The organism is Pandoraea terrigena (assembly GCF_902459705.1).
GTDB classification, from domain to species: Bacteria; Pseudomonadota; Gammaproteobacteria; order Burkholderiales; family Burkholderiaceae; genus Pandoraea; species Pandoraea terrigena.
In genome coordinates this window covers 88,423-112,387 of sequence record NZ_CABPRU010000014.1, presented here as the reverse complement: position 1 = coordinate 112,387, position 23,965 = coordinate 88,423, and the positions used below count along the sequence as shown (strand labels likewise).

The window sequence follows — 23,965 nt, the reverse complement described above, 5'->3', positions numbered from 1 at the left end:
CATGCACGCTCCGCAATCGATCCGCGCGGCCGACGATATCGCGTTCGTGCTGGACACGCTCGGCGTCGGTGAGGCGTTGACGCGCCTCGCGCCGTTCCGCGAATTCGACACGGCCACGCTCGTCCAGGTGGTCGAGCAAGCCGCCCGTTTCTCACGCGAAGTGCTCGCGCCGCTCAATGCCGTGGGCGACCGTGAGGGCTGCACGTGGCGCGACGGCGAGGTGCGCACGCCCAGCGGCTTTGCCGATGCCTATCGCCAGTATCGCGACGCCGGTTGGCCGTCGCTGCCGTGCGATCCGTCGTTGGGCGGACAGGGCTTGCCTGTCGTGGCCCAGGTGGCGGTACAGGAACTGACGGCCGGCGCGAATCTCGCCTGGACGATGTACCCGGGCATCCTTCACGGCGCATATGAATGCGTGCATCGGTTCGGCAGCGCGGCGTTGCGCGACGCCTGGCTGGGGCCGCTGGTCAGCGGCGAATGGCTCGCCACGATGGGGTTGACGGAACCGGGTGCGGGCAGCGATCTGGGGCAGATTCGCACGCGCGCCGAATGGAGCGATGCGCAGCGAGAGACCGTGCGCGTGACCGGCGAGAAGATATTCATCTCGGGCGGCGAGCAGGATCTCACGCCGAACATCATCCATCTCGTGCTTGCGCGTACGCCCGACGCCCCGCCGGGCAGCGGCGGGTTGTCGCTCTTTCTCGTGCCCAAGACACTCGCGAATGGCGAGCGCAATGCCGTGCGTTGCACCGGCATCGAGCACAAGATGGGGATTCGCGGAAGTGCCACGTGCTCGATGGCGTTCGAGGGCGCGACCGGTTATCTGATCGGCGCGCCGCATCGAGGACTCGAGGCGATGTTCGCGATGATGAACTCGGCCCGGCTGCATGTGGGCGCGTCCGGCGTCGGACTGGCGCAGAGCGCCTACGACATGGCCGTGCGGCATGCCGGTGAGCGCGTGCAGTCGCGGGTGCCGGGCGCTGACGCCGGGGCACCCATCGCCGGGCACCCGGCGGTGTGGCGCTTGCTCGAGGGGCAGCGCGTCGCGCTCGAGGGCGCGCGACTGTTGTTGTATCGCGCGGCGCTCGCCATCGACGAGGCCCATCATGCCGACACACCGCCGGCCCGCGCGCAGGCCGAAGCGCTGGCGGCGCTGCTCACCCCGGTCGTCAAGGCGATGCTCACCGAGCAGGCCTTCCAGGGCGCCAGCGATGCATTGCAGGTCTTCGGGGGCTACGGTTATGTCGAAGAGACCGGCATCTCACAGTTTCTGCGCGACGCGCGCATCCCGATGATCTATGAGGGGACCAACGAGATACAGGCCATCGACCTGGTGCTGCGCAAGATGGTCAAGGACGATGGCGCCACGCTGTCGCAATGGCTGACGTGGGCGCGAGCGCAGGTGAGCGAAGCGTGCGCCGTCGACACGCTCCGTGGCTTCGAGGCCGCACTGGCGGCGCTCGACGACTGGACGTCCCTGATGCCGTCGGTCATCGCGCTGGCGAGAACGTCGCCCCGCGCGGCGTTGTGTGTCGCGGGCGAGGTGATGCGCGTGGTGCATGGTTTGTCGATGGCCGGCGTCTGGGCGCACGCGGCGCTGGCGGCCCATCGCGTCCAGGGGCCCACCGCCGAGGCGAAACGCCGCGCCGCGCGCTATTGGTTGAAGTTCAACCTGCCGGAGACACGTCGTGCGATGGCGATCGTCGTCGCGCAAATCCACGATCCGGAGACGGCCGAATGAATCTCGAAAAACTCATCGCCATCGATACGCACGTGCACGCGGAAGTGTCGTGTTGCCAGCCGCCGGATCTGTTTGGCAAGGCGTTCGACGATGCAGCTGACAAATATTTCGGCACGGTGCTCAAGCAGAATCGCCGCCCGACGATTCCCGAAACCATCGACCATTACCGCGAGCGCAATATCGGCTTCGTGATGTTTACCGTCGATTGCGAGGCGAACATCGGTCGTCGCCGAATTCCGAACGAGGAGATCGCCGGCTTCGCACAGGAGAACGCGGACATCATGATGGCGTTCGCCAGCATCGATCCGCACAAGGGACGCATGGGGGTGCGCGAGGCGAGGCGGCTCGTCGAGGAATTCGGCGTGCGCGGCTTCAAGTTTCATCCCACCATGCAGGGGTTCTTCGCCAACGACCGCATGGCCTACCCGATGTACGAGCTGATCGCGGAATACCAGCTCACGGCGGTCTTTCACAGCGGCCATTCCGGTATCGGCTCGGGCATGCCGGGCGGCGGCGGGTTGCGGCTCAAGTTCTCGGAGCCGATCCATCTCGACGACGTGGCCACCGACTTCCCGGACATGAACATCGTGATCGCGCATCCGTCGTGGCCGTGGCAATCGCAAGCCCTGTCCATTGCGCTGCACAAGCCGAACGTCTACATCGACCTGTCGGGCTGGTCGCCGAAGTATTTTTCGCCGGAGCTGATGCAGTACGCGAACTCGCTGCTGCGCGAGAAGATGCTGTTCGGCTCGGATTTTCCGCTCATCGCGCCGGACCGGTGGCTGCGCGACTTCGAGACGGTGGGGTTTCGCGACGAGGTCAAGCCGCTTGTGCTCAAGGACAACGCGGTGCGCATGCTCGGGCTTGCGGGCACGCAGCGCGTGGCGACGACGGCGTAACGCGTGGCGGACGTGACAGGTGCCGGCATGCGGCCGTCAAGGTACGCCGGGTGTGCCATAGCGCACACGTGCGGCGTCGCGCATGGCGCTGATGAGCGTCTGCTCCGGCGGGGTCGGAACGGTGTCGTTGCGCCACAGAATGCCGATGGACTCCTCGGTGCCCTTCGTCGCGAACGGCAGGGCACACAGAACGCCGTCGGCAAGGTCGTCCTGCACGGTGATTTCGGAGGCGATCCACACGACGTTGTCGCGCAGGGCCATCGCGCGGGCGAGCGACATCGAGAGCAACTCGGAATAGTCGTCGAGCATGCCCACGCCATGCGCGCGCAAGAAGCTGTCGGCGGTGTGCCGCAGGATCGTGCCGTGGGGGGGCAGCACCACGTGATAGTTCGCAACGTCGGCCATCGACACGCTGCGCTGCTCGACGAGCGGATGCGACGGACGCACCACCACGCAAAGCGGGGTGGCGCACAGGTGCTCGAACGTGAGGCCCACCATGCCCTCCGGGTCGGACATCCGGCCGAGCGCCAGCGAGACCTGCCCAGACTTCAATTGCGTGAGCAACTGCTGGTTGGCGCCAGTGTGCACCTGTACGACGATGCCCGGCCATTCGCGTCGGAACGCTTCGAGCGCGCTGGGCATCATGGCGGCGGCCAAGGTCGGCAGCACGGCTATCTCGATCACACCGCCCGTCTGGCCGACGGCACGAGAGAGCACGTCGATGCCTTGGCGCAGGGCGCTCACGCTTGCGCCGGCATGCCGCAGGAACAGCTCGGCCTGCGCGGTGGGGCGCGCGCCGTTGCGTCCGCGCTCGAACAGGCGCACGCCCAGCAAGCCTTCGAGTTCGGCAATGGTCTTGCTGACGGCCGGTTGCGTAATGGACAGCGCCTCCGCGGCGCGCTGCAGGCTGCCATGCTGGGCGACGGCCAGCAGGCATTGCAGATGGCGAAGCTTGATCCGCCCGTCGAGTCGATGTTTTTCCATGACGAAAAGTTATGAAAAACCCAAGAAAATGTCAATAAATATATCCAATGATTATGGATATAGTGTCGAAAACAAGCTGGCGCCAAGCCAGATTCGTCAACACAAAATGGAGTGAGACCATGTCGAATTCGACGACCGTCCTGCGCCCCCGCGACTGGGATTCGCATCCCAAGCTGATCGACAGCGGGTACAAGTCCACGGCGCTGCGCGGCCCCAAGCAACTGCTCGTGCCCGTCAAGCAGAACCTCGCGAACCTGCGCTCGCCAGTCTACGGTCATGGCATCGTCGGGGCGCTCGATAGCGACCTGACGCGCAACGCCGTGCGTAACGGCGAGCCGCTTGGCGAGCGCATGATCGTCACGGGCCGCGTGCTCGACGAAGGCGGCCGTCCGGTGCCGAACACGCTCGTCGAGCTGTGGCAGGCCAATGCGTGCGGCCGCTACGTGCACAAGGTCGACCAGCACGACGCCCCGCTGGACCCGAACTTCCTCGGTGCCGGCCGTGCCCTGACCGACGCGCAGGGCCGCTACCGATTCCTGACGATCAAGCCCGGCGCCTATCCGTGGAAGAACCATCAGAACGCGTGGCGTCCGCAGCATCTGCACTTCTCGGTATTCGGTGAGTATTTCGCGACCCGGCTCGTGACGCAGATGTACTTCCCGGGCGATCCGCTGCTCGGCTACGATCCGATTTTCCAGGCCACACCGGCGCATGCCCGCGACCGTCTGATTGCGCGCTTCTCGATGGATATCACCGAGCCCGAGTACGCGCTGGGTTACGAATTCGACATCGTCCTGCGCGGTGCCGACCAAACGCCGATGGAGTCCTGAGCCATGTCCGATTACTCGCAAACGCCGTCGCAGACCGTCGGCCCGTATTTCGCCTATGGCCTCTCGCCGGAGCAGTACCGTTACGACTTCAAGAGCGCTTTCACGCCCGTGGTGGCGCTCGATCGTGCCGAAGGCGAGGCCATCCGTCTCGTCGGGCAGGTGCTCGATGGCGCCGGTCATCCGATCAACGACGCGTTGATCGAGGTCGTGCAGGCCGACGCTGCCGGCCACTACGTGCAAAGCGCCGACGATATCGAGCGCACCGGCTTCGCCGGCACGGGCCGCTGCGGCACCGGCACGCACGCCGAGCACCGGTTCGTCTTCGAGACGATCAAGCCGGGCGTAGTCGCGCCGGGGGAAGCGCCGCGCATCGATGTGATCCTGACGATGCGGGGCTTGCTCAATCATCTGTTTACGCGTATCTATTTCGATGACGAGGCAGCGGCCAATGCGCTCGATCCCGTGCTGCAACAAGTGCCGGCCGAGCGTCGGCACACGCTGATCGCGCGCCGCGAGGTGAATGGCGGCCGTGTGTCGTACCGGTTCGACATCCGCATGCAGGGAGACGAGGAGACGGTTTTCCTCGACCTTTGACATTGGTCGTGCAAGGCTGACACTGGCGCGGCTTCGGGCTGTCGGCATGCAAGTGCCGCCGGCCCGTGGCCGTCTCAGCATTTTCGCAACGTAACAGGGCGACCCGGCCCCACTCAACCCTAACCACCATCGACGCTCCGATGACGGAACTGCTTGACTCTTTGCTGCGCGGCGCCGCCGTGACGGCGCGCTTCTCGCGCGATGCCACGCTGCAAGGCATGCTCGACTTCGAAGCGGCGCTGGCGGCTGCCGAAGCCGAGGCCGGTGTGATCCCGGCCGCCGCTGTTGCCCCGATTACCGCCGCCGCCCACGCCAGTGAACTGGACTGGGCCGCCCTGCGCGACGCAGCGGCCGGCGCGGGCAACCTCGCCATTCCCCTCGTCAAGCAATTGACGGCGCGCGTGAAAGCACGCGATGCCGATGCCGCTCGCTTCGTGCACTGGGGCGCCACCAGTCAGGATGCCATCGACACCGGTCTCATCCTGCAAGTGCGTGGCGCGCTCGACGACCTGGGCGCCGATCTCGACAGCCTCATCGCTCAACTCGCCGCGCAGGTCCGGCAGCATCGCGCGACGGTCATGGTCGGCCGCACGTGGCTGCAACACGCCTTGCCGATCACGTTCGGCCTCAAGCTCGCGGGCACGCTCGACGCCTTGCTGCGCGCGCGCGCCGATCTCGCGAACGTGCGCCAACAGGTGCTGTGCGCGCAATTCGGGGGGGCTGCCGGCACGCTGGCGTCGCTCGGCACGCAGGGCCCCGCCGTTGCCGCCGCGCTCGCGCGCCACCTCGGCCTGGCGCAGGCGGCCACGCCGTGGCACGGCCAGCGCGATCGCATCGTGCGCGCAGGCAGTTGGGCGGCTGCGCTGACGGGCTCGCTCGGCAAGTTCGCGCGCGACACGGCCATGCTCACGCAAACCGAAGTCGGCGAAATTGCCGAGGCTTCCGGGGCCGGGCGGGGCGGTTCGTCGACCATGCCGCACAAGCGCAATCCGGTCGGCTGTGCGGCGATTCTCGCCGCGGCCACCCGTACGCCGCAACTCGCCGCCACGTTGTTCGTCGCGATGCAGCAGGATCACGAGCGCGGTCTGGGGACCTGGCACGCCGAGTGGGAAACGCTGCCCGAATTGCTGATGCTGTGCGGCGGTGCGCTGGCCACCGCACGCACGCTCGTGCAGGATTGGACGGTCGACACGACGCGCATGCGGGCAAATCTCGACATCACGCACGGACTCATCATGGCCGAGGCCGTGACGATGGCGCTGGGCGAAACGATGGGGCGTCTCGACGCCCATCGGCGTGTCGAGGCGCGTTGCCGCGATGCGCTCGCGCAGCAGCGTCATCTGCTCGATGTGCTGCGCGAAGACGAAGACATTACCCGCATCCTCGGCGTCGAGACGCTTGAGCGACTGACGGACCCGCAACATTATCTGGGTGCTGCCGAGACGTTTGTGAGCCAGGTCCTCGCGCTTGCGGATGCCACTGTGGCGCCATCCCAACCCGGCAGGAAATCAACATGAACGATCAGGAACGCTACGACAACGGCATGCAGGTGCGCCGCGCTGTCCTGGGTGACACGCACGTGGACCGCACCCTTACACGCCGTAACGAATTCAACGACGACTTCCAGAACTTCATCACGCGCTTCGCGTGGGGCGACATCTGGACGCGCCCGGGCCTCACACGCCATATGCGCAGCATGGTGACGCTTTCGCTGCTCATCGCCCTCAATCGCGGCGATGAGTTCCGCATGCATGTGCGCGCCGCGTTCAACAACGGTGTGACGCGCGAGGAAATGAAGGAACTGTTCATGCACGCCGCGCTGTATTGCGGCTTGCCTGCCGCAAATCAGGCGATCCACGACGCCGAGACGGTGTTCGCAGAGATGGAAGCCGCCGAGCCGGGGTCGACGACCCGTGCACGTATCGACGTTCAAGGTTGAGGAGACGAATCGAATGACGATGGAACGCCTTATCGAGGTGGGCGACGCCACGCTGCGCGTGGCGATCGACGGCGACGAGCGTGCACCGGCGCTGGTGCTGTCCAATTCGCTGGGCACCACGCTCGACATGTGGGCGCCGCAAGTGCCGGCGCTTGCCCGCGAATTCCGTGTGATCCGTTATGACGCGCGCGGGCATGGTGGCTCGTCCGTCACGCCGGGCCCGTATGTCATCGACCAACTCGGACGCGACGTGATCGCACTGCTCGATGCGCTGCATATCGAGCGCGCCAGCGTGGCGGGCGTGTCGATGGGCGGCATGACGGGCATGTGGCTGGGGATTCATGCACCGCAGCGCCTCGAGCGTCTCGCCATCGTGTGCTCGTCGGCGCATATCGGCGGCGAGGATGGCTGGAATGCGCGCATTCGCACCGTGCAGGCCGATGGCATGAGCGCGGTCGCCGACGCTGTAGTGTCGCGCTGGTTCACGCCGGCGTTCGCACAGCAGGCGCCTGCGCTTGTCGAGCGCATGAAGGCGATGTTCCGCTCGCTTTCGCCACAGGGCTACGCGGGGGCATGTGCGGCCGTGCGCGATATGAATCAGCTCGACGAGATTGCGTCGATCACCGCGCCGACGCTGATCGTGACCGGCTCGGAGGATCTGGCGACGCCGCCCACGATGTCGAGCGCCATGCTCGAGCGCATCCCCGGCGCGCAGCAGATCGTCGTGCCGGGGGCGCACCTCTCGAACATCGAGTGTGCCCCGGCCGTGACCGAGGCGCTGCTGCGCTTCCTGCGCGTGTCGGTGCCGGCCAACGCGTAAGCCCCGGCGCGCCGGGGCATCGACGGAATCGACCCGTCGGTGCATCGGTGGGGGGATGGGCTTTGGACGGCGCTGACCCGCTCACCCGGCGCGGTGCTTACGCGGCGTCGCCGAGGTGGGCGTGTTGCGCCGTACGACGGAAGGCCGACGGCGTGACGCCGACATGGCGTTTGAAGACGCGGCAGAAGTACGCCGGATCCTGGAAGCCGAGTTCGTAGGCGACGTGCGAGACTGGCGCGGGAATGTAGATCAGCTTGCGGCGCGCTTCGAGCATCAACCGGTCCTGCACCAGATCGAAGGCCGATTTTCCCGCGATGCGACGGCATAACCGATTGAGCTTGCTCTCGGTCACATGCAGTCGCGCGGCGTAGGCCGGCACGGCCCACGCTTCGGTGTAATGCGTTTCGACGAGCGCGCGAAAGCGCGCGAACAGATCCAGCTCCGTGCGCCCGGCCCGGGTGGCCGAATCGTGATGCGCATGCAATCGCGCGAGCAGCAACAGCACACTGCGCGTGAGCCATCCCACCATTTCCGCGTGCCCCAGTTGCGGGCGCGAAAACTCGTCCATGATCAGACCGAGCAGCGTGTAGAGGCGGTCGCGCGTCTGGGGCGCATCGCCCAGCGCGAAGAGCCACGGCTTGCGCAGCAGTGACGCCATGTCGGCGTCGGCACCGAGTGCGGCATCGAACGGCACGCTCTGCGCCATCGTCAGCACGAAGCCGTGCGCGCCGCGAGAGAAGCGGAAATTATGGACCGCCGACGGATGCACCGTGATGACGGCCGGGCCTTGCACCTCCCACGTGGCGTCGTCGACGTTTGCCTCGACCGTGCCTTCGAAGATCGCCAGCACTTGGAACAGTCCCAGGTGTCGATGCGTGTCGATATGCCAGTCATAGAGGCGGCTGCGCGTTTCGATCCATTCGATATGGACGAAATCGGCACTGTCCGTTCCGGTCAATTCACCGTACAGCGAAAATTCCGGAATCGTCTCGCGCGCCGCGCGCAGCCGGGATGACGCGCCTGTCATACTGGTTTTCCCTTGGTTCAAGTTGTCGAAAAAGTACAAGAAAGGCGTCGATTCATCCATTCAAGGTGACGCGCGCGATCCATAAGATATGACGCATTCGCCCCTCGTGACAAGGCGTGAACACCGCTTCAGGCATGCTCGTTTACGCGCAGTCCTAACTTGGTGCAGCGAGCGCAAGGCAGCATAGAAATGCAAGCCGCACGCAGGCGGTCGACCTGTCGCGAGATCCCCCGGCACGGGTGTGTCGGGCGTGGGCAATGCCACTACAGGAGACAACGCATGCGTACCCATTACCCCGTCGTCATCGTCGGTGCCGGTCCCGCCGGCCTGCTGCTTTCCCATCTGCTGCATCTGCAAGGCATCGAATCGATCGTGCTCGAATCGCGCTCGCGCGCCGCCGTCGAGTCGACCATTCGCGCCGGTGTGCTGGAACAGGGCACGATGGACATTCTCAACGAGACAGGCGTGGGCGAGCGCATGCGTCGCGAGGGCGCCGTGCATCACGGCGTGGAGCTGGCGTTCGGAGGACAGCGCCATCGCATTGCGCTTACCGAGCTGACGGGCCGCGCCATTGCCGTCTACGCGCAACACGAAGTCATCAAAGACCTGATCGCGGCGCGCGAGGCCGTGCAGGGCGAGGTTCTGTTCGATGTGTCGGACGTTTCGGCGCATGACATCGATAGCACGCAACCGAGCGTGCAGTTCACGGTAGACGGCCAGATGCGGCGGCTGACGTGCGATTTCATCGCAGGCTGCGACGGTTTCCACGGGGTGTGCCGTCAGGCCATGCCCGCCTCGGTGCGCAAGGAGTACCAGCGCGTGTATCCGTTCGGCTGGTTCGGCGTGCTGGTGGAGGCACCGCCATCGTCGGAGGAACTGATCTACGCGGCCCATGAGCGCGGCTTCGCGTTGATCAGCACGCGCTCCCCGACGGTGCAGCGTATGTATTTCCAATGCGATCCGAGCGAGCGCGCCGAGACGTGGAGCGACGAGCGCATCTGGCACGAACTGCACGCTCGCACGGAAAGCCATGACGGCTGGCGTCTCAAGGAGGGGCCGATCTTCCAGAAGAATGTGATTGCCATGCGCAGCTTCGTCGCCACGCCGATGCAGTACGGCCGCTTGTTCCTGGCGGGCGACTCGGCGCACATCGTGCCGCCGACGGGCGCCAAGGGCATGAACCTGGCCGTGGCCGACGTGTGGCGCCTGGCACGTGCGCTCGACGACTGCTTCCACCGCGACAACGACGCCGGTTTGCAGGGCTACTCGGCGGCGGCGCTCAAGCGGATCTGGCGCGCGGAGCACTTCTCTTACTGGATGACGCGCATGATGCACCGCCTCGACGACGCCACACCGTTCGAGCAACAGATGCAGCGCTCGGAGCTTGAATACGTTGTCAGCTCGCGCGCGGCATCGCTCATGCTGGCCGAGAACTACGTGGGGCTGCCGCTGGCTTGAGGCGGCGAGCGGGGCATCGGCGCCCAGGCGCCGGTGCCTGCTTGGTCGTGCGTATAACCGTCCGTTATGGATGATCTGACGAAAGATCATTTTGACGACCCGGTGAAGGCCTTACAGTAGCGGCAGAAAATCGACGCCGCAACCCATCGCATCACGTTGGCCGACACGTGCGCCGCCCCCAGCAGAGGCGCGCGCATCCGCGGCGGCGAAATCCAGAATAACAATGCGACGACAGCCGGGGCGGCCACGCCCCGAGGAGACAGTTTCATGAATCAGACGCGAACGGTGGATGTGCCCACCTATATCAATGCACACCGATTCTCCGGCTACCAGTGGCTGGTGTTGATCCTGTGTTTCTTCGTCGTCGCCATCGATGGCTTCGATACCGCAGCCATCGGCTACATCGCCCCGTCGCTGGTGCAGCAATGGCACATTGACCGAGGCTCGCTCGGCCCGGTCCTTTCGGCGGCGCTCTTCGGCCTGGCGGGCGGGGCAATTTTTGCCGGACCGCTCGCCGACAAGCTCGGGCGCAAGACGTTGCTGGTGCTCTCGGTGGTCTTCTTCGGCATAGCGAGCCTGGCGACGGCGTTCGCCCAGGATCTCGAGACACTGACAGCACTTCGCTTCCTGACGGGCCTGGGACTGGGGGCGGCCATGCCCAACGCCGTGACGTTGATTTCCGAGTACGCGCCGCAAACGCGCCGCGCGGTCGTTGTCAACACCATGTTCTGCGGCTTCCCGCTGGGCGCGTCGGCGGGCGGATTCGTGGCCTCGTGGCTGATTCCGCACTTCGGCTGGCATAGCGTGCTGGTGCTCGGTGGCGTGCTGCCGCTGGTGCTCTCGGCGCTGCTTCTCCTGTGCTTGCCGGAGTCGGTCAAGTTTCTCGTCGTGCGTCAAAAGCCGATCGAGCGCGTGCGCCGCATCCTGTCGCGGATTTCCGGCGAGCCGCTGGACGACGTCGGCCTGTTTACAGTCAATGAAGCCGCGCCGACGCAGGCCGGTTCGGCCGTCGGCGTGGTGCTCTCGAAGCAATATGGCTTCGGCTCGTTGATGCTGTGGGTCACCTACTTCATGGGACTCGTGATCTTCTATCTGCTCACGAGCTGGATGCCACTCCTGTTCAAGGATGCCGGTTTCAGCATCGAACGTGCCGCGCTGATTACGGCGCTGTTCCCGCTCGGCGGCGGCATCGGCACGATTCTGTCGGGCTGGTGCATGGACAAGTTCAACGCGCAGAAAGTGGTGGCCGTGGGCTACGCGATCACGGCCGTGCTCGTGTATGCGGTCGGGCAGGCGATGGGCAACATCGGTGCGCTGGTCGTCCTGATCTTCCTGGCCGGCACGGCGATGAACGGTGCGCAGTCGTCAATGCCGTCGTTGGCTGCGATGTTCTATCCGACGCACGGTCGCGCCACGGGCGTGGCCTGGATGCTCGGTGTGGGGCGCTTCGGCGGCATTGCCGGTGCGTTGCTGGGTGCGGAGCTGATGCGCCGTCACATGGGATTTGCGGCGACGTTCTCGCTGCTGGCCATTCCGGCCGTGATCGCCACCGTCGCGCTGCTCGCCAAGAACGCCTGGGAGCAGGCCAGCGGCAACCCGCCGGCCTCGTCGCGCGACGCGCGCCATTCCACGCCGATGCACTGACGTTTGCCTCTCGTTGCCTGCTGGCGCGCCGTCAACCTTGGTTGGCGGCGCGTCATCGTATCGAGGGTCCGTTGCGTCGGCGTCCGAGATGAAGCATGCGCTCGCGCACTTCTTCTTCCGCGCGCCAGTGCTCGGCCGGTTTGACCAGATCGCTGCGGCTGATGATGCCGACGAGTGTGCGTGAGATGGCATCGCTCACGACAGGCAGGCGTTCCAGGTGATGCGCGGCGAAGCGCGCCGACACGATACGCCCGGTCTCCGACGCCAGGGCGACGAGCGGCGGATTCGCGCCGTACAACTGGCCCAGCGTTTGTAACCCCTGCGTCTGGGCGCGCGTGAGCGCTTGCCGGTCGACCATGCCCAGCACGCCGTGCCCGGCGTCGACCACGGGATAGGCGCGATGGCGCTGGCCCGCGCCGAAGGCTTGTTGCGCCGCCTCGTCGATCGGCATGTCGGCGGCCAGCGACACCGGCTCCCGGGTCATCAACTCGCCAACGTGCAGGCGCTCCAGCGGATCGACACCGTACTCGCGATGGATGTGACGGCCACGTCGCGCGATCTTCTCCGTCATGATCGAGCGCGGCATGATCCAGATCGTGATGCCGTACGAGATGCCGCAAGTGAGCAACAGCGGCAGCAGTGCATTCACGTTGTGTGTGAGGCCGAGGGCGAAGACGATGGCTGTCAGCGGCGCACCGAGCACGCCCGCGAGCGTGGCCGCCATGCACACCAGCGCCCACAGTGAGACATCGCCGCCGGGCAGTACCGGGGCGAGCAGCGTGCCGAGTCCTGCGCCGATCATGAGCAGCGGGGCGAGCACCCCACCGGACGTGCACGATCCCAACGCAATCGCCCAGATGATCGCCTTGACCACCAGCAACGCCAGCGCGGCGTGCAGCGTGAAATGTCCGGCGAGCAGGTCCGCGATGACGTCATAGCCCACCCCCAGCGCACGTGGCTGGAGATAGCCGCCAATGCCGATGGCGACGCCGCCGATGGCCGGCCACCACATCCAGTGCACGGGCAGCTTGTGGAAGCCGTCCTCGATGGCGTAGAGGGCGCGCGACATGCCGGCGGAAAGGATGCCCGCACACACCCCGGCAATCACGCACGACATCAGCGCGATGGGCGCGACGACGGAGGCCGCCATGGGAAAGAGCGGACCGGCATCGAGCATCAGCGGCCGCGCGAACCCTGCGACCGCGCAGGCGGCGATCACCGGCAGCAGGCTGCGCGGTCGCCATTCGAAAAGCAGCAGTTCCACGGCGAGCAGCACGGCAGCGACCGGCGTACCGAATACCGCCGTCATCCCGGCGGTGGCCCCGGCGACGAGCAGCGTCTTGCGCTCGGCGGCGCTCAGATGGAAGTACTGGGCGATGAGCGAACCGACCGCGCCCCCGGTCATGATGATGGGGCCTTCCGCGCCGAACGGCCCGCCGCTGCCGATCACGATGCCTGAGGACAGCGGTTTGAGGATGGCGACGCGCGGCGACATCTTGCTCTTGCCGAACAGAATCGCCTCGATGGCTTCGGGAATGCCGTGGCCGCGAATCTTGTCGCTGCCGAATCGGGCCATCGCGCCGACGATCAGTCCCCCGATGACCGGGAGTGCGATGACGGCTGGGCCGAGCGTGTTATCGGCGGGCGAGCGAGGCGCGAACGAGAGCGTCTGGTAGAAGAAGAGGTTGGTGAAGCCCTGGATCAGGTGCAGCAGCAGCCATGCGGCGGGAACGCCGCAAAAACCGATGACTGCGGCAAGCGCAAGGAGTCGCGGCAGACCCGGTGCACGTGAAAAATCCCGTGCGTGGGCGGGCGCGGCCGCGGTTGAATGAGGCGAAGGGGAATGGGGAAGCGATGCCATGGCAATGCCGTGATTACAAATGAACGCCACGAATGTGGAAGATGTCCGCAAAGGTGCTTAACTCGTTACGGTGCTGGGCGGCGAGATTCATGAGACACGCGTCGCCCGCCGCCGAGAGGTGCACTTCCACCACTCGCCGGTCGCTTTCGTTTTGGCGGCGCGTGACCAGCCCGGCTTTCTCGCAGCGGGCGACGAGCGCCACCACGCTGTGATGCACGGCTTGCAGGCGCTCGGCCAATTCACGGATGGACGCCCAGTCGCGTCCCGGGATACCTTTGACGTGCAGCAGCAACAGGTATTGCTGCGGCGTGATGCCTTCGTCGCGCGCGGCGGATTCGCTGAAATTGAGAAATCGACGCAGGCGATAACGGAATTCCGAGAGGGCTTCGAAATCGCTCTTGGTCAGCGCGTCGGCGGTGACCGGCGGATCGGACGAGGGAGGCGCAGGCATGAGTCGGGTGGGCGAGAGACGCCGGGAAGTCCAAAAACGAAAAAATATATCATATCGCGATACATTTGGCGGGCTTAGGGATAGCCGGGATGACAAATGGGGCCTAGTGCGTGCAGAATCGCGAAAAAACGAGACTCAGCAGTGACGGGAACTCGATCCCCGCCGGGACGATGAAGGTCTGGTCGCCGAAGATAGGTGACGAGCATCGTTCAGGCGGGCCGACCTCTGACAGGGAGGAGACATGGCTTCCACGGTCCGACGCCGCTGGCGTACGGGAACGTTGTTGTTGCTATCGGTGGCGCTCGGCTCCACAGTGGCCGCCTATCACTACGCCACCGGTTTTGAACTGGGCGGCGGCGTTTTCCAGCAGATCGGCTTCGGACGTCAGGGCACGTCGTCCGGGTCGGGGGTGCATGCCCGCAATGCGGCATCGTCCTGTTCCGGGCGCGATTGTCGCGGCGACGCGGCCTCTCAGCCCCATTGACTTGTCCACATGGCATGCCGGCCGCGCCTCGGTGCAGGGCGAGGCATTTCCATTCTGGAACACGTGACGCCGGCCGATGGGCACCGCGCCCCGGGTCGCGTCGCGATCTGGTGCGCCGCCTGTGATGCCCGGGGGGCACATCGCTGGCGCGCGCCGGCATTGCACGCGTGTGGTCGCTCCGGCGGCATCGCATTGCGTGCGAGGTAATATCGCGCGATGGACTCCCTCATTGCTGCCTCGGCCCGTGCGCTGGCTGCGGGCGATTCGCTTGGCGCGTTGCGCCGGATCGCGTTGCGCGACGACCCGCCCGCGCTCGCGCTACGTGGCATCGCGATGGCGCAGTTGGGCGAGTTCGGGCGCGCGAGAGAGCTGTTCAAGCGGGCGGCGCGAGGCTTCGGCCCGCATGAAGCCCTCGCACGCGCCCGATGTGTTGTCGCCGACGCCGAAGTCGCGCTCGCCATGCGCGACCTTGGCGGGTCGACGCGATCTCTGAACGCCGCCGCCGCCGCGCTGCTCGCGCATGCGGACATGCCCAATGCCATGCTTGCGCGTCTGGTCCTCGCGCGCCGCCTGGTGTTGCTCGGCAAGCTCGACGCCGCTTCGCAAGCGCTGCAGGACACCCCGCCGCACGCCATGCCTGCGCGCCTCGTCGCCGGACATGCGCTGATCTGCGCCGAGCTGGCGCTTCGCACACTGCGCATCGCGCAGGCGCGTGCCATGCTCGCTCACGCGCAAACGGCCGCGTCGGCGGCCAACATCCCCGCGCTGATCGCAGAGGTCGAGACGGTCCGCGCGGCCCTGGCGCGACCGGCCGCTCGCCTCGCGCAGCCCGGCGGCGAGCGCGCGTTGATCCTTGACGAGGTGGCGCGACTGCTGCATTCGGATGCGCTCGTCGTCGATGCCTGTCGGCGTGGTATCCGTGCTGGCAATCGTTGGCGACCGCTGGCGCGGCGTCCGGCGCTCTTCACCCTGGCGCTGCAACTCGCGCGCGCCTGGCCCGGCGACGTCGACCGTGACACGCTGATCGCGCAAGCGTTTCGACTGCGGCGTCCCGACGACACCCACCGCGCTCGCCTGCGCGTGGAGATGGGCCGTCTGCGCGCCGTGCTCAAGGGACTCGCCCACATTGACGCGACGCCGCGCGGTTTCGTGCTGCGCACGCCGGGCGAGCACGCGGTGGCGGTGTTGCTGCCCCCCATCGATGGCGATCGCGCGTCGCTCGTCGCCCTGTTGTCGGACGGGGCCGCGTGGTCGACGTCCGCCCTGGCCCTTGCCCTTGGCGCGAGTCAACGCACGGTGCAACGCGCATTGGCCGCGCTGGAGGAAGAGGGCCGTGTGTGCGCGCTCGGCCGCGCAAGGGCGCGTCGGTGGACTTCGCCGCCGCTCACCGAATTCACGACGACATTGTTACTCCCTGTTGGATGGTCGTTTGGCTAGAGTGGACTTGCACGCCGACGACGGCGTCACAACCGGAGCCTGACATGACAAGCAAACTGCAACGACTGGAACGACCGCTTCCCCCCGCCGCCGTGATGGCGGCCGATATCGCCTGTGAGTACGGCCCGTTCACGGACAACGAGCGCATCCATGGCGTCACGTTCGACGGCCGGCAGGTGTGGACCGCGACGGGCGACACGTTGATTGCCTTCGATCCCGCCAACGGCCAGATTCATCGCATGATCGACGCCCCGAGCGATGCCGGCACGGCCTTCGACGGCACGCATCTCTACCAGATCGCCGAGTCGCGGATCGACAAGATCGATCCGTCGACCGGCAAGGTCGTCTCGTCGATTCCCGCGCCGGATAGCGGCAGCAATTCGGGGCTGACATGGGCCGAAGGCAGTCTGTGGGTCGGGCAATATCGCGATCGCCGCATCCTGCAGGTCGATCCCGCCACCGGGCACGTGTTGCGCAGCATCGCGTCCGACCGATTCGTGACCGGGGTGACCTGGGTGAACGATGAACTGTGGCACGGCACGTGGGAGAACGACGAGAGCGAACTGCGCCAGGTCGATCCCGCCAGCGGTGAAGTGCTCATGCGCGTGGCGATGCCGCAGGGCACTGGTGTGAGTGGCCTGGAGCACAACGGCGCCGATCTCTTCTTCTGCGGCGGTGGCGCGAGCGGCAAGGTGCGTGCGGTGCGTTATCCGCAGCGCTGAGCACCGAGCGTCGGGCAACGGCCGGTCTGACGCGGCAGGAAGCACTTGACGAAGCGGGCGGAGGTAGGCGGGAAGGCTATCGGCGCCGATAGCCTGAGTTAATTGCATAGATTTTAATAATCAATTTTTGTTAATCGATAGCAATCGGCATACTGTCAACACTTTCCACCCCGTCAGAGAGACAACGACATGCCGATCATCAACACCCAAGTCAAGCCGTTCAAAGCCAACGCTTACCACAATGGCGATTTCCTCACCGTGACCGACGAAACGCTCAAGGGCAAGTGGTCAGTGGTGGTGTTCTACCCGGCCGACTTCACCTTCGTGTGTCCGACCGAGTTGGGCGATCTGGCTGATCATTACGACGAATTCAAGAAGTTGGGCGTCGAGATCTACAGCGTGTCGACCGATACCCACTTCACACACAAGGCGTGGCACGACACGTCGGACACGATCCAGAAGATCCAGTATCCGATGGTGGCCGACCCGACGCTCGCGATCTCGCGCAACTTCGACGTGCTGATCGAAGAAGAAGGGCTGGCGCTGCGTGGCACGTTCGTGATCAACCCGGAAGGCGAGATCAAACTGTGTGAAATTCACGACAACGGCATCGGTCGCGACGCGAAGGAATTGCTGCGCAAGGTGCAGGCAGCGCAGTACATCGCAGCGCACCCGGGCGAAGTCTGCCCCGCCAAGTGGACGCCGGGCGCGCAAACGCTGAGTCCGTCGCTCGACCTGATCGGCAAGATCTAAGCGCTTCCGATCACCGCCACGCACGATCGCCGCTGCGAGCGCCGCGCCTGTCACCCGGGCGGCGCCTCACCGGTGCGCCGGTCCCCTGACCCGGGTGCCCCGGTCCCTGAACCCCGAATCCCGACGCTGACCTGCGCCCGCCTCCGGCCGGCGCGGTGGGCCTCGCTCACCCCATCACACCCTATCGAGACGGAGAACCGCCATGTTGGACGCGACCCTCAAAGCCCAGTTGCAAACGTACCTCCAGAAAGTCACGCGCCCGATCGAGATCGCCGTGTGGCTCGATGACAGCCCCCAGTCGGCCGAGATGAAGGCGCTGGTCGACGAGATCGCCCCGCTCTCGCCGCAGATCGCTGTCGTGACGCCCAGCGACGACGCAGGCCGTGCCGGCGAGCGTCGTCCGTCGTTCGCCATCGGCACGCCGGGTGAGGCGCCGCGCATCCGTTTCGCGGGGCTGCCGATGGGGCATGAGTTCACGTCGCTGGTACTCGCGCTGCTGCAAGTGGGCGGTCATCCGATCAAGCTCGACGACGACACCATTGCGCAGATTCGTGCGCTCGACGGCGATTTTCGCTTCGAGACGTACATCTCGCTGTCGTGCCAGAACTGCCCGGAAGTCGTGCAGGCGCTGAATGTCATGGCGTTGATCAATCCGCGCATCGAGCAGGTCACCATCGACGGTGCGCTGTTCCAGGGCGAAGTCGAAGCACGTCGGGTGATGGCGGTCCCCACTGTGTTCCTCAACGGCGAATCGTTCACGCAAGGCCGCACCAGCGTGAAGGAATTGCTCGCGAAACTCGACACCGGCGCGAGCGCGCGCGCCGCGAAAGCGCTCGAGAACAAGCCGGTCTACGACATGCTGATCGTGGGCGGCGGCCCCGCAGGCGCAGCCGCGGCCATCTACGCCGCTCGCAAGGGGATTGCGACGGGCGTGGTCGCCGAGCGCTTCGGTGGTCAGGTGCTCGACACGATGGCGATCGAGAACTTCGTCTCGGTGACGCACACCGAAGGGCCGAAGTTCGCCACGGCACTTGAACAGCATGTGACGACCTATGATGTCGACGTGATCGACACGCAACGCGCGCAAGCGCTGGTTCCCGGCCAGATTCACGAAGTGCATCTGGCCAGCGGCGCGGTACTCAAAGCGCGCTCGGTGGTGCTCGCCACCGGTGCGCGCTGGCGCGAGATCGGTGTGCCAGGCGAGCGTGAGTACCGAAACCGCGGCGTGGCCTATTGCCCCCACTGCGACGGCCCGCTCTTCAAGGGCAAGCGCGTGGCGGTCGTCGGCGGCGGCAACTCGGGCGTGGAAGCGGCCATCGATCTGGCGGGCATCGTCAAGGAAGTCACGCTGATCGAATACGGCACCCAACTGCGCGCGGACGACGTGCTTCAGCGCAAGCTGCGCAGCCTGCCGAACGTGCGCGTGCGGTTGAACACACAGACGACCGAGATCCGAGGCGACGCGCAACAGGTCAACGGTCTCGTCTATCGGGACCGCGCGTCGGGCGAGACGTCCACGATCGCGCTCGAAGGCGTGTTCGTGCAGATCGGCCTCGTGCCGAACACCGAATGGCTCAAGGGGAGCGTGTCGCTCTCGCGTCATGGCGAGATCGAGGTCGATGCCAAGGGCGCAACCTCGGTGCCGGGGGTGTTCGCCGCAGGCGATGTCACGACGGTGCCGTTCAAGCAGATCGTGATCGCCGTGGGCGAAGGCGCGAAGGCCTCGCTGGGCGCCTTTGAACACCTCATGCTCAGCTCGGTGGAGGACGAGGTGGCCACGCCGGAGATGGCCGCCGCCTGACATCGACCGGCGGCGCGGTCGTGTGCCGCCTGGGCAAGATAACCAAGCCCTCACGCGTGACGCGCGTGAGGGCTTGGTTGCATCCGGGCCCAGCGTTCGTCTGATCGGGCGTTGTGCGCTTGAGCTTGCCGTTCTGAGCGGCACGCGGCACGCGGCTCGCGACGCCGGCGCACAAGCGCCGAGACGCAAACGTCCGGCGAGCGATTACCGCACCGTTGCCGGGTCGTTGGCCGCCGAGGCGAAGCATTGGGCGAGAAAGCGCTCGGTCGGACGCGACAGCGCATCGGCATGCGGCACGAGTGCCGTCAGCAGTCGCTTGAGGCCATGCGGGGGATCGATGCGAACCGAGGCGAGCGCTGCGTCCTCGTGACGCATCGACATCGCGGATACGAAGCCCACGCCCATGCCTGCACGCACGGCTTCCTTGATACTTTCCACCCCGGCCAACTCCAGCGCCACGCGTGGCGCAAGCCCGGCCACCGAGAAGGCGCGCGCCACCAGCGCCCGCACCCCCGAGCCCGGTTCGCGCAGGATCAGTGGATACTCGGCGATGGCCTGCAACGAGGCGCCTTGCGACTGCTGCGCCAGTGGGTGATCGGCGCGCGCAATGGCAACGACTTCGTCATCGCGCCATGGACGCACCGCGATCTCCGGCGACAGGCCGGGCGGCACCGCACCCTCGATGAACGCCACGTCCAGCCGGTCGAGCTGCGCCACGATTTCACTGGTGTTGCCGTCAATGATGTGCAGCGCGACGGCCGGATAGCGTTGATGGAATTCCGCGATCGCGTAGGGCAACAGGTAGCTTGCCGGCGTCGTGCTCGCCCCGATGCGCAACGCGCCGGTTTCCATGCCGCGCAGGTCGTCGCGCAGGGCGATGGCCTGGCGGTAGTCCTGTCGCAGCTTGTTGGCGTATGCGGCGACCTGCTCCCCAACGGCAGTCAGCCGGATGCCGCGTCCATCGCGTCGGTACAACGGCTCGCCGAATGACTCCTGCAACAGCCGCAGTTGTCCGGAGACCGCCGGCTGCGAGAGGTGCAGCGCCTGCGCCGCATGGCTGATGTTGCCCAGTTCGGCCACGGTCGCGAAGGTCAGCAATTGGTCCGGCGTCATATCGAATCCATCGGATGGGGTGATGATTGATTGTCATCATAGCCATTATTCGGATGGTTGGACGCCGGCGCGACGATGTTGTTGCGGATGTTCAGGGGATGGCCGGTTCATCCGCTTGACCGACGAGACGCTGCCGACCATCCAGGCGCCGCGGCTCGCGCTCAACGAGTGCACCGCCGTCTGCGGCGCCGTCAAAAACCAACGCGCCACCGACTTCACAGTCGGTGGCGCGTTGTCGCCGCGGCCGGATTGCGCCCGGATGTCGCGCTTTAGCGATGCCAGCGGTCACGGTGCCAGTGACCGTACCCGCCGTAGTATGGGCGGCCGTAGTACGGACGGCCGTAGTACACCGGCGGCGGGCCGTAATAGACCGGCGCAGGCGCGACATAGACGGGCGGCGGTGCATAGTAGACCGGCGGCGGAGGGGCGACGTACACGGGGGCCGGGGCGTAGACCGGGGCGGGGATGACCAGCGGCAGGCCGATGCCGATACCGACCGAGACGTGCGCCTGCGCTGTCCCGACGGCGCCCGCGGCGAGCGCGATCCCCGCGATGGCAAGGGCGGCAAACTTGGTTTTCATGACGTTTCTCCTGCGGACTTGGCAGCGTACTGTTGACAGCGCCCGGACGGCACCATGCCGACCGACGCGCCGGGTGCCTGCGGGCACCATGGTTTGTCAGATTCCTTGGCTTAACTTTACTGAAGTTCCGAAACGCAGACGTGGCGCAATTGTTGCAAAGTATGCGCATTGACACGGCATAGGGAACGTCCGGGCGTAGAAAAGCGGCCGCCAAACGTGTAGATCACGTTGTTATTTTATTCAGAATCAACGATTTGCGCTCGTTTCGGTGAGCGCCATTCGGCACCGGGTTCGCACCGGGGCACGCCGGATCGGGCGGCGCTTGTTACATTCATTTACATGCACGCGCGCCGCTTGTGGCGCGAAAACAGCAAGCGGATGCCGCGCTTGCCGCATCCGCTTGCCCTCGGCGTCGCACCCATCCGCGCGAGGCCGTCTCCTCCCCGCCTGACCGATTCGTCCCTGGCGGCATGTTTTTTGGGGGCGACTCACAGCGGCCGCGAGGCGCATTTTGGGAACATCCCTGCGTTACTTTGCACGATCGGCGGCGCTGTCGCCGGGACGTTCGGCGGCGGGCGTTTGCGTGGCGGTGCTTTCGGTGACTTCCGTCGCGATATTGGGGGCGTCCGCCGGATTGCACAGCGGCAGCACCACCTGAATTTCGGTGCCGAGGCGAAGCGGCAGCGAGTGAATGTCGATACGTCCGCCCTTGGCCGAGACCCGTTGACGCATGCCGAACAGGCCGTGCGTCTTGGGTTTGTTGAACTGATCCGGTGTGAGCCCGATGCCGTTGTCGATGACTTCGAGACGCACGCGCTGATCGTCGCACGCCAGCGCCACCCGCACCGCCGTGGCACGCGCGTACTTGCCCGCGTTCGTAAGCGCTTCCTGCGCAACGCGGAACAGCACGATGGCTGTCGACTCAGGCAGCGCGAAGTCCTCTTCCGGCAAGTCGAGATCGAGTTGCCAGTGCTGTTGATCGGCGGTTTCCTCGGCGAGCGAGCGCAATGCCGTCACGAGACCGAAGTTGATCAACACCGTCGGACGCAGGTTTTCGATGATGCGGCGCTTCGTCTGGATACCAGAGTCGAGATTGCGTTGTGCGCGAGCGAGTTTCTCGGCGATCGCCGGATCGATGTTGCGCAGCTTGTGATGCGCCCAGGTCACGTCCATCTTGCAGGCGGTGAGAATCGCGCCGAGTTCGTCGTGCAGCTCGCGCGACAGGCGGGTCTTCTCGTCTTCACTGACGTTTTGCAAGTGGGTAGCCAACTCATCGAGCTGTTCGGTGCGCTCGCGCACCACCCGATCCAGATGCGCCTGTTGTTCGTGCAGTTGGTCGCGCGCGAGTTGCTCCTGCCGCATCTGCCGGCCGAGCGTGCGAAACAGCAGCACGAACAACAGGATGGTGAGCACCGAGAGCGCGCCGGCGCTCACGGCCGAGATCGCCTGGTCGAAGCGTCCGTTGTCCTGGGCGGTGCGCGCGCGTACCCGCTCGCGGTTGTACAGATCGGTGATGCCGTCCTGAACCGGCTCCATCGCGCCGATGCCGAGATGGGCCGGCGAAAGCGCCTCTTCGAGGCTCATCTGTCCGCGCCCGAGCGCCGCGCGCGCCGTTTCCATGGCGGCGATGCGCTGCGAAAACAGCGTCATCACGTTGGCGAAATCTTTCGTGGCCTGCGCGTCGCCCGTGGCTTCGTAATGCTGGACGACCCGGGTGGCAAGATCGCGAATGCGCCGTACAGCCGACAGGTAGGGATCGAGATAAATCGGATCGTTCGTGAGCAGATAGCCGCGCTGGCTCGATACCACGGCCGAGGTGCGCGCCATGATTTCGTTGAGTTCGTTGGCCGCGTTCATCGCTTGCAGGGCCGCCTCGTAGGTCGACGCGAGACGGCGGTGCGCAGACTCCAGCCCGACCAGGCTGCCGACCGTGATGATGATCGCCGCGATCATCGCGATGATCCAGCTTCGGCGACGCAACCAGGACGTGAGCAATCGGGACATGGGGGCCTGTGGCGTGGTTTTGACGGGTGGCGTGCAACCAATGCCGATGATCAGATGCGCTTCGATCATAAGTCGAAAAGCGCGTCATTTCGCGAATTGTCAGCCAATTCCTACGCAAAAACCAGCGGCGTCCGGGCAGTCCGGTTCGTGCGTTTTTCCTACCATTCACTCATCGCCCGAGGGTTTGTGTCGCGCTTTGCAAACGGGCGGCGCGCCACCGGATGCTGAAGTCGTCTCCGGGAAACGATGGATTGACCGAGGAGAGCGCTATGTTGAAGTGGGCTTTGATGTTCGCACTGATCTCGATCGTGGCGGGACTGTTGGGCTTTACGGGGATCGCGGCGGGAGCTGCCGGAATCGCGAAGATTCTGTTCGTGCTGTTCCTGGTGCTGTTCGTGATCTTCTTGCTGCTTGGACTGACTATCGCCAAGAAGATCGTCGACTAGACGGTGCGCTGCCGCGCGGGGCTCGGCCATACGCGGCAGCGACGTCGTGACGCGTCGTCATGACGCGCACGGACCGCTCCCATTCCAGGAGGTTGCGATGCTTCACTATGCTGTCGTCTTTTTCGTGATCGCGTTGATCGCAGCAGTGTTCGGCTTTACCGGAATCGCTGCCGGTGCGGCAGAGATCGCGAAGATCCTGTTCTTCATCTTCCTCGTGATTTTTCTGTTCACATTGCTCTTCGGGGTGTTCCGACGATAGACGCGCGCGTCCCGGGCGGCGCGGGACGCGCGGCGGGCAGCCCGCGTGCATTGACTGTGCAGGCGCAGGATCATGCGCATCGCGATTGAGCGTTATCGCGGGATGATTCATCATTTG

General features: G+C 65.7%; 23 protein-coding genes. 16 read left to right on the top strand and 7 right to left on the bottom strand.

What is annotated here, in order from left to right; genetic code table 11:
* Position 1: 1 nt before the first annotated feature.
* Both PTE31013_RS21845 and PTE31013_RS21840 read left to right on the top strand, forming a co-directional pair.
* Positions 2-1,741: an acyl-CoA dehydrogenase family protein gene (locus tag PTE31013_RS21845; protein WP_150614739.1), complete on the top strand. Its 1,740-nt coding sequence runs from the start codon at positions 2-4 to the stop codon at positions 1,739-1,741.
* On the top strand, positions 1,738-2,640 hold the full coding sequence (locus tag PTE31013_RS21840) for an amidohydrolase family protein (RefSeq protein ID WP_150614738.1): 903 nt from the start codon (positions 1,738-1,740) through the stop codon (positions 2,638-2,640). Before PTE31013_RS21845 ends, PTE31013_RS21840 begins: the two co-directional genes overlap by 4 nt.
* Before the next feature lie 36 nt (positions 2,641-2,676).
* Here the strand turns inward: PTE31013_RS21840 and pcaQ are convergent, their stop codons facing one another.
* Positions 2,677-3,624 (bottom strand): pca operon transcription factor PcaQ, encoded by a 948-nt coding sequence (gene pcaQ / locus PTE31013_RS21835; RefSeq protein ID WP_150614737.1) that lies wholly within the window; start codon positions 3,622-3,624, stop codon positions 2,677-2,679.
* Between the two features lie 119 nt (positions 3,625-3,743).
* Between pcaQ and pcaH the strand changes: the two genes are divergently transcribed.
* The 5 genes from pcaH to pcaD all read left to right on the top strand — a co-directional run bounded on the left by pcaH (position 3,744) and on the right by pcaD (position 7,807).
* A complete protein-coding gene (gene pcaH, locus PTE31013_RS21830; RefSeq protein ID WP_150614736.1) occupies positions 3,744-4,454 on the top strand; it encodes a protocatechuate 3,4-dioxygenase subunit beta in 711 nt (236 codons plus the stop codon).
* A 3-nt stretch (positions 4,455-4,457) separates the two neighbouring features.
* Positions 4,458-5,048: a protocatechuate 3,4-dioxygenase subunit alpha gene (gene pcaG / locus PTE31013_RS21825; RefSeq protein ID WP_150614735.1), complete on the top strand. Its 591-nt coding sequence runs from the start codon at positions 4,458-4,460 to the stop codon at positions 5,046-5,048.
* A 140-nt stretch (positions 5,049-5,188) separates the two neighbouring features.
* Positions 5,189-6,565: a 3-carboxy-cis,cis-muconate cycloisomerase gene (locus tag PTE31013_RS21820; protein WP_150614734.1), complete on the top strand. Its 1,377-nt coding sequence runs from the start codon at positions 5,189-5,191 to the stop codon at positions 6,563-6,565.
* Positions 6,562-6,987 (top strand): 4-carboxymuconolactone decarboxylase, encoded by a 426-nt coding sequence (pcaC, locus tag PTE31013_RS21815; RefSeq protein ID WP_150614733.1) that lies wholly within the window; start codon positions 6,562-6,564, stop codon positions 6,985-6,987. Before PTE31013_RS21820 ends, pcaC begins: the two co-directional genes overlap by 4 nt.
* A gap of 13 nt (positions 6,988-7,000) precedes the next feature.
* On the top strand, positions 7,001-7,807 hold the full coding sequence (pcaD, locus tag PTE31013_RS21810) for a 3-oxoadipate enol-lactonase (protein WP_150614732.1): 807 nt from the start codon (positions 7,001-7,003) through the stop codon (positions 7,805-7,807).
* Positions 7,808-7,904: 97 nt separating this feature from the next.
* Here the strand turns inward: pcaD and PTE31013_RS21805 are convergent, their stop codons facing one another.
* Positions 7,905-8,834, bottom strand: a complete 930-nt coding sequence (locus tag PTE31013_RS21805; protein ID WP_174978668.1) for a helix-turn-helix domain-containing protein — start codon at positions 8,832-8,834, stop codon at positions 7,905-7,907.
* Between the two features lie 279 nt (positions 8,835-9,113).
* On the opposite strand from PTE31013_RS21805, the gene PTE31013_RS21800 reads away from it, so the two are divergent.
* Together PTE31013_RS21800 and PTE31013_RS21795 are read left to right on the top strand one after the other, a co-directional pair.
* Positions 9,114-10,292: a 4-hydroxybenzoate 3-monooxygenase gene (locus PTE31013_RS21800; RefSeq protein WP_150614730.1), complete on the top strand. Its 1,179-nt coding sequence runs from the start codon at positions 9,114-9,116 to the stop codon at positions 10,290-10,292.
* Between the two features lie 267 nt (positions 10,293-10,559).
* Positions 10,560-11,936, top strand: a complete 1,377-nt coding sequence (locus tag PTE31013_RS21795) for an MFS transporter (protein ID WP_150614729.1) — start codon at positions 10,560-10,562, stop codon at positions 11,934-11,936.
* A 52-nt stretch (positions 11,937-11,988) separates the two neighbouring features.
* On the opposite strand, the gene PTE31013_RS21790 is transcribed toward PTE31013_RS21795, so the two are convergent.
* Complete coding sequence (locus PTE31013_RS21790; RefSeq protein WP_150614728.1) at positions 11,989-13,797, bottom strand: chloride channel protein; 1,809 nt, start codon at positions 13,795-13,797, stop codon at positions 11,989-11,991.
* Positions 13,798-13,810: 13 nt separating this feature from the next.
* Positions 13,811-14,248, bottom strand: a complete 438-nt coding sequence (locus tag PTE31013_RS21785; protein WP_150614727.1) for a MarR family winged helix-turn-helix transcriptional regulator — start codon at positions 14,246-14,248, stop codon at positions 13,811-13,813.
* Positions 14,249-14,489: 241 nt separating this feature from the next.
* Between PTE31013_RS21785 and PTE31013_RS21780 the strand changes: the two genes are divergently transcribed.
* The 5 genes from PTE31013_RS21780 to ahpF all read left to right on the top strand — a co-directional run bounded on the left by PTE31013_RS21780 (position 14,490) and on the right by ahpF (position 19,445).
* Positions 14,490-14,732: a hypothetical protein gene (locus PTE31013_RS21780; RefSeq protein WP_150614726.1), complete on the top strand. Its 243-nt coding sequence runs from the start codon at positions 14,490-14,492 to the stop codon at positions 14,730-14,732.
* 216 nt (positions 14,733-14,948) lie between these two features.
* The gene (locus PTE31013_RS21775; protein WP_150614725.1) at positions 14,949-16,169 is read left to right on the top strand and encodes a helix-turn-helix domain-containing protein; all 1,221 of its coding nucleotides are present in this window, start codon (positions 14,949-14,951) and stop codon (positions 16,167-16,169) included.
* Between the two features lie 44 nt (positions 16,170-16,213).
* Positions 16,214-16,891, top strand: coding sequence for an NHL repeat-containing protein (locus PTE31013_RS21770; RefSeq protein WP_150614724.1), 678 nt, complete (start codon positions 16,214-16,216; stop codon positions 16,889-16,891).
* A gap of 189 nt (positions 16,892-17,080) precedes the next feature.
* Complete coding sequence (ahpC, locus tag PTE31013_RS21765) at positions 17,081-17,644, top strand: alkyl hydroperoxide reductase subunit C (protein WP_150614723.1); 564 nt, start codon at positions 17,081-17,083, stop codon at positions 17,642-17,644.
* Between the two features lie 202 nt (positions 17,645-17,846).
* On the top strand, positions 17,847-19,445 hold the full coding sequence (gene ahpF, locus PTE31013_RS21760) for an alkyl hydroperoxide reductase subunit F (RefSeq protein WP_150614722.1): 1,599 nt from the start codon (positions 17,847-17,849) through the stop codon (positions 19,443-19,445).
* Positions 19,446-19,649: 204 nt separating this feature from the next.
* Here the strand turns inward: ahpF and PTE31013_RS21755 are convergent, their stop codons facing one another.
* From PTE31013_RS21755 to PTE31013_RS21745, 3 genes are all read right to left on the bottom strand, one after another.
* Positions 19,650-20,558, bottom strand: coding sequence for a LysR family transcriptional regulator (locus tag PTE31013_RS21755; protein WP_150614721.1), 909 nt, complete (start codon positions 20,556-20,558; stop codon positions 19,650-19,652).
* A 269-nt stretch (positions 20,559-20,827) separates the two neighbouring features.
* Positions 20,828-21,139, bottom strand: coding sequence for a hypothetical protein (locus PTE31013_RS21750; RefSeq protein WP_246174813.1), 312 nt, complete (start codon positions 21,137-21,139; stop codon positions 20,828-20,830).
* Positions 21,140-21,667: 528 nt separating this feature from the next.
* Complete coding sequence (locus PTE31013_RS21745; RefSeq protein ID WP_174978667.1) at positions 21,668-23,143, bottom strand: sensor histidine kinase; 1,476 nt, start codon at positions 23,141-23,143, stop codon at positions 21,668-21,670.
* 269 nt (positions 23,144-23,412) lie between these two features.
* Here PTE31013_RS21745 and PTE31013_RS21740 point away from each other — a divergent pair, with 269 nt between their 5' ends.
* Both PTE31013_RS21740 and PTE31013_RS21735 read left to right on the top strand, forming a co-directional pair.
* A complete protein-coding gene (locus PTE31013_RS21740) occupies positions 23,413-23,589 on the top strand; it encodes a DUF1328 family protein (protein ID WP_150614719.1) in 177 nt (58 codons plus the stop codon).
* A 97-nt stretch (positions 23,590-23,686) separates the two neighbouring features.
* Complete coding sequence (locus PTE31013_RS21735; RefSeq protein ID WP_150614718.1) at positions 23,687-23,848, top strand: DUF1328 family protein; 162 nt, start codon at positions 23,687-23,689, stop codon at positions 23,846-23,848.
* Positions 23,849-23,965 lie beyond the last annotated feature (117 nt).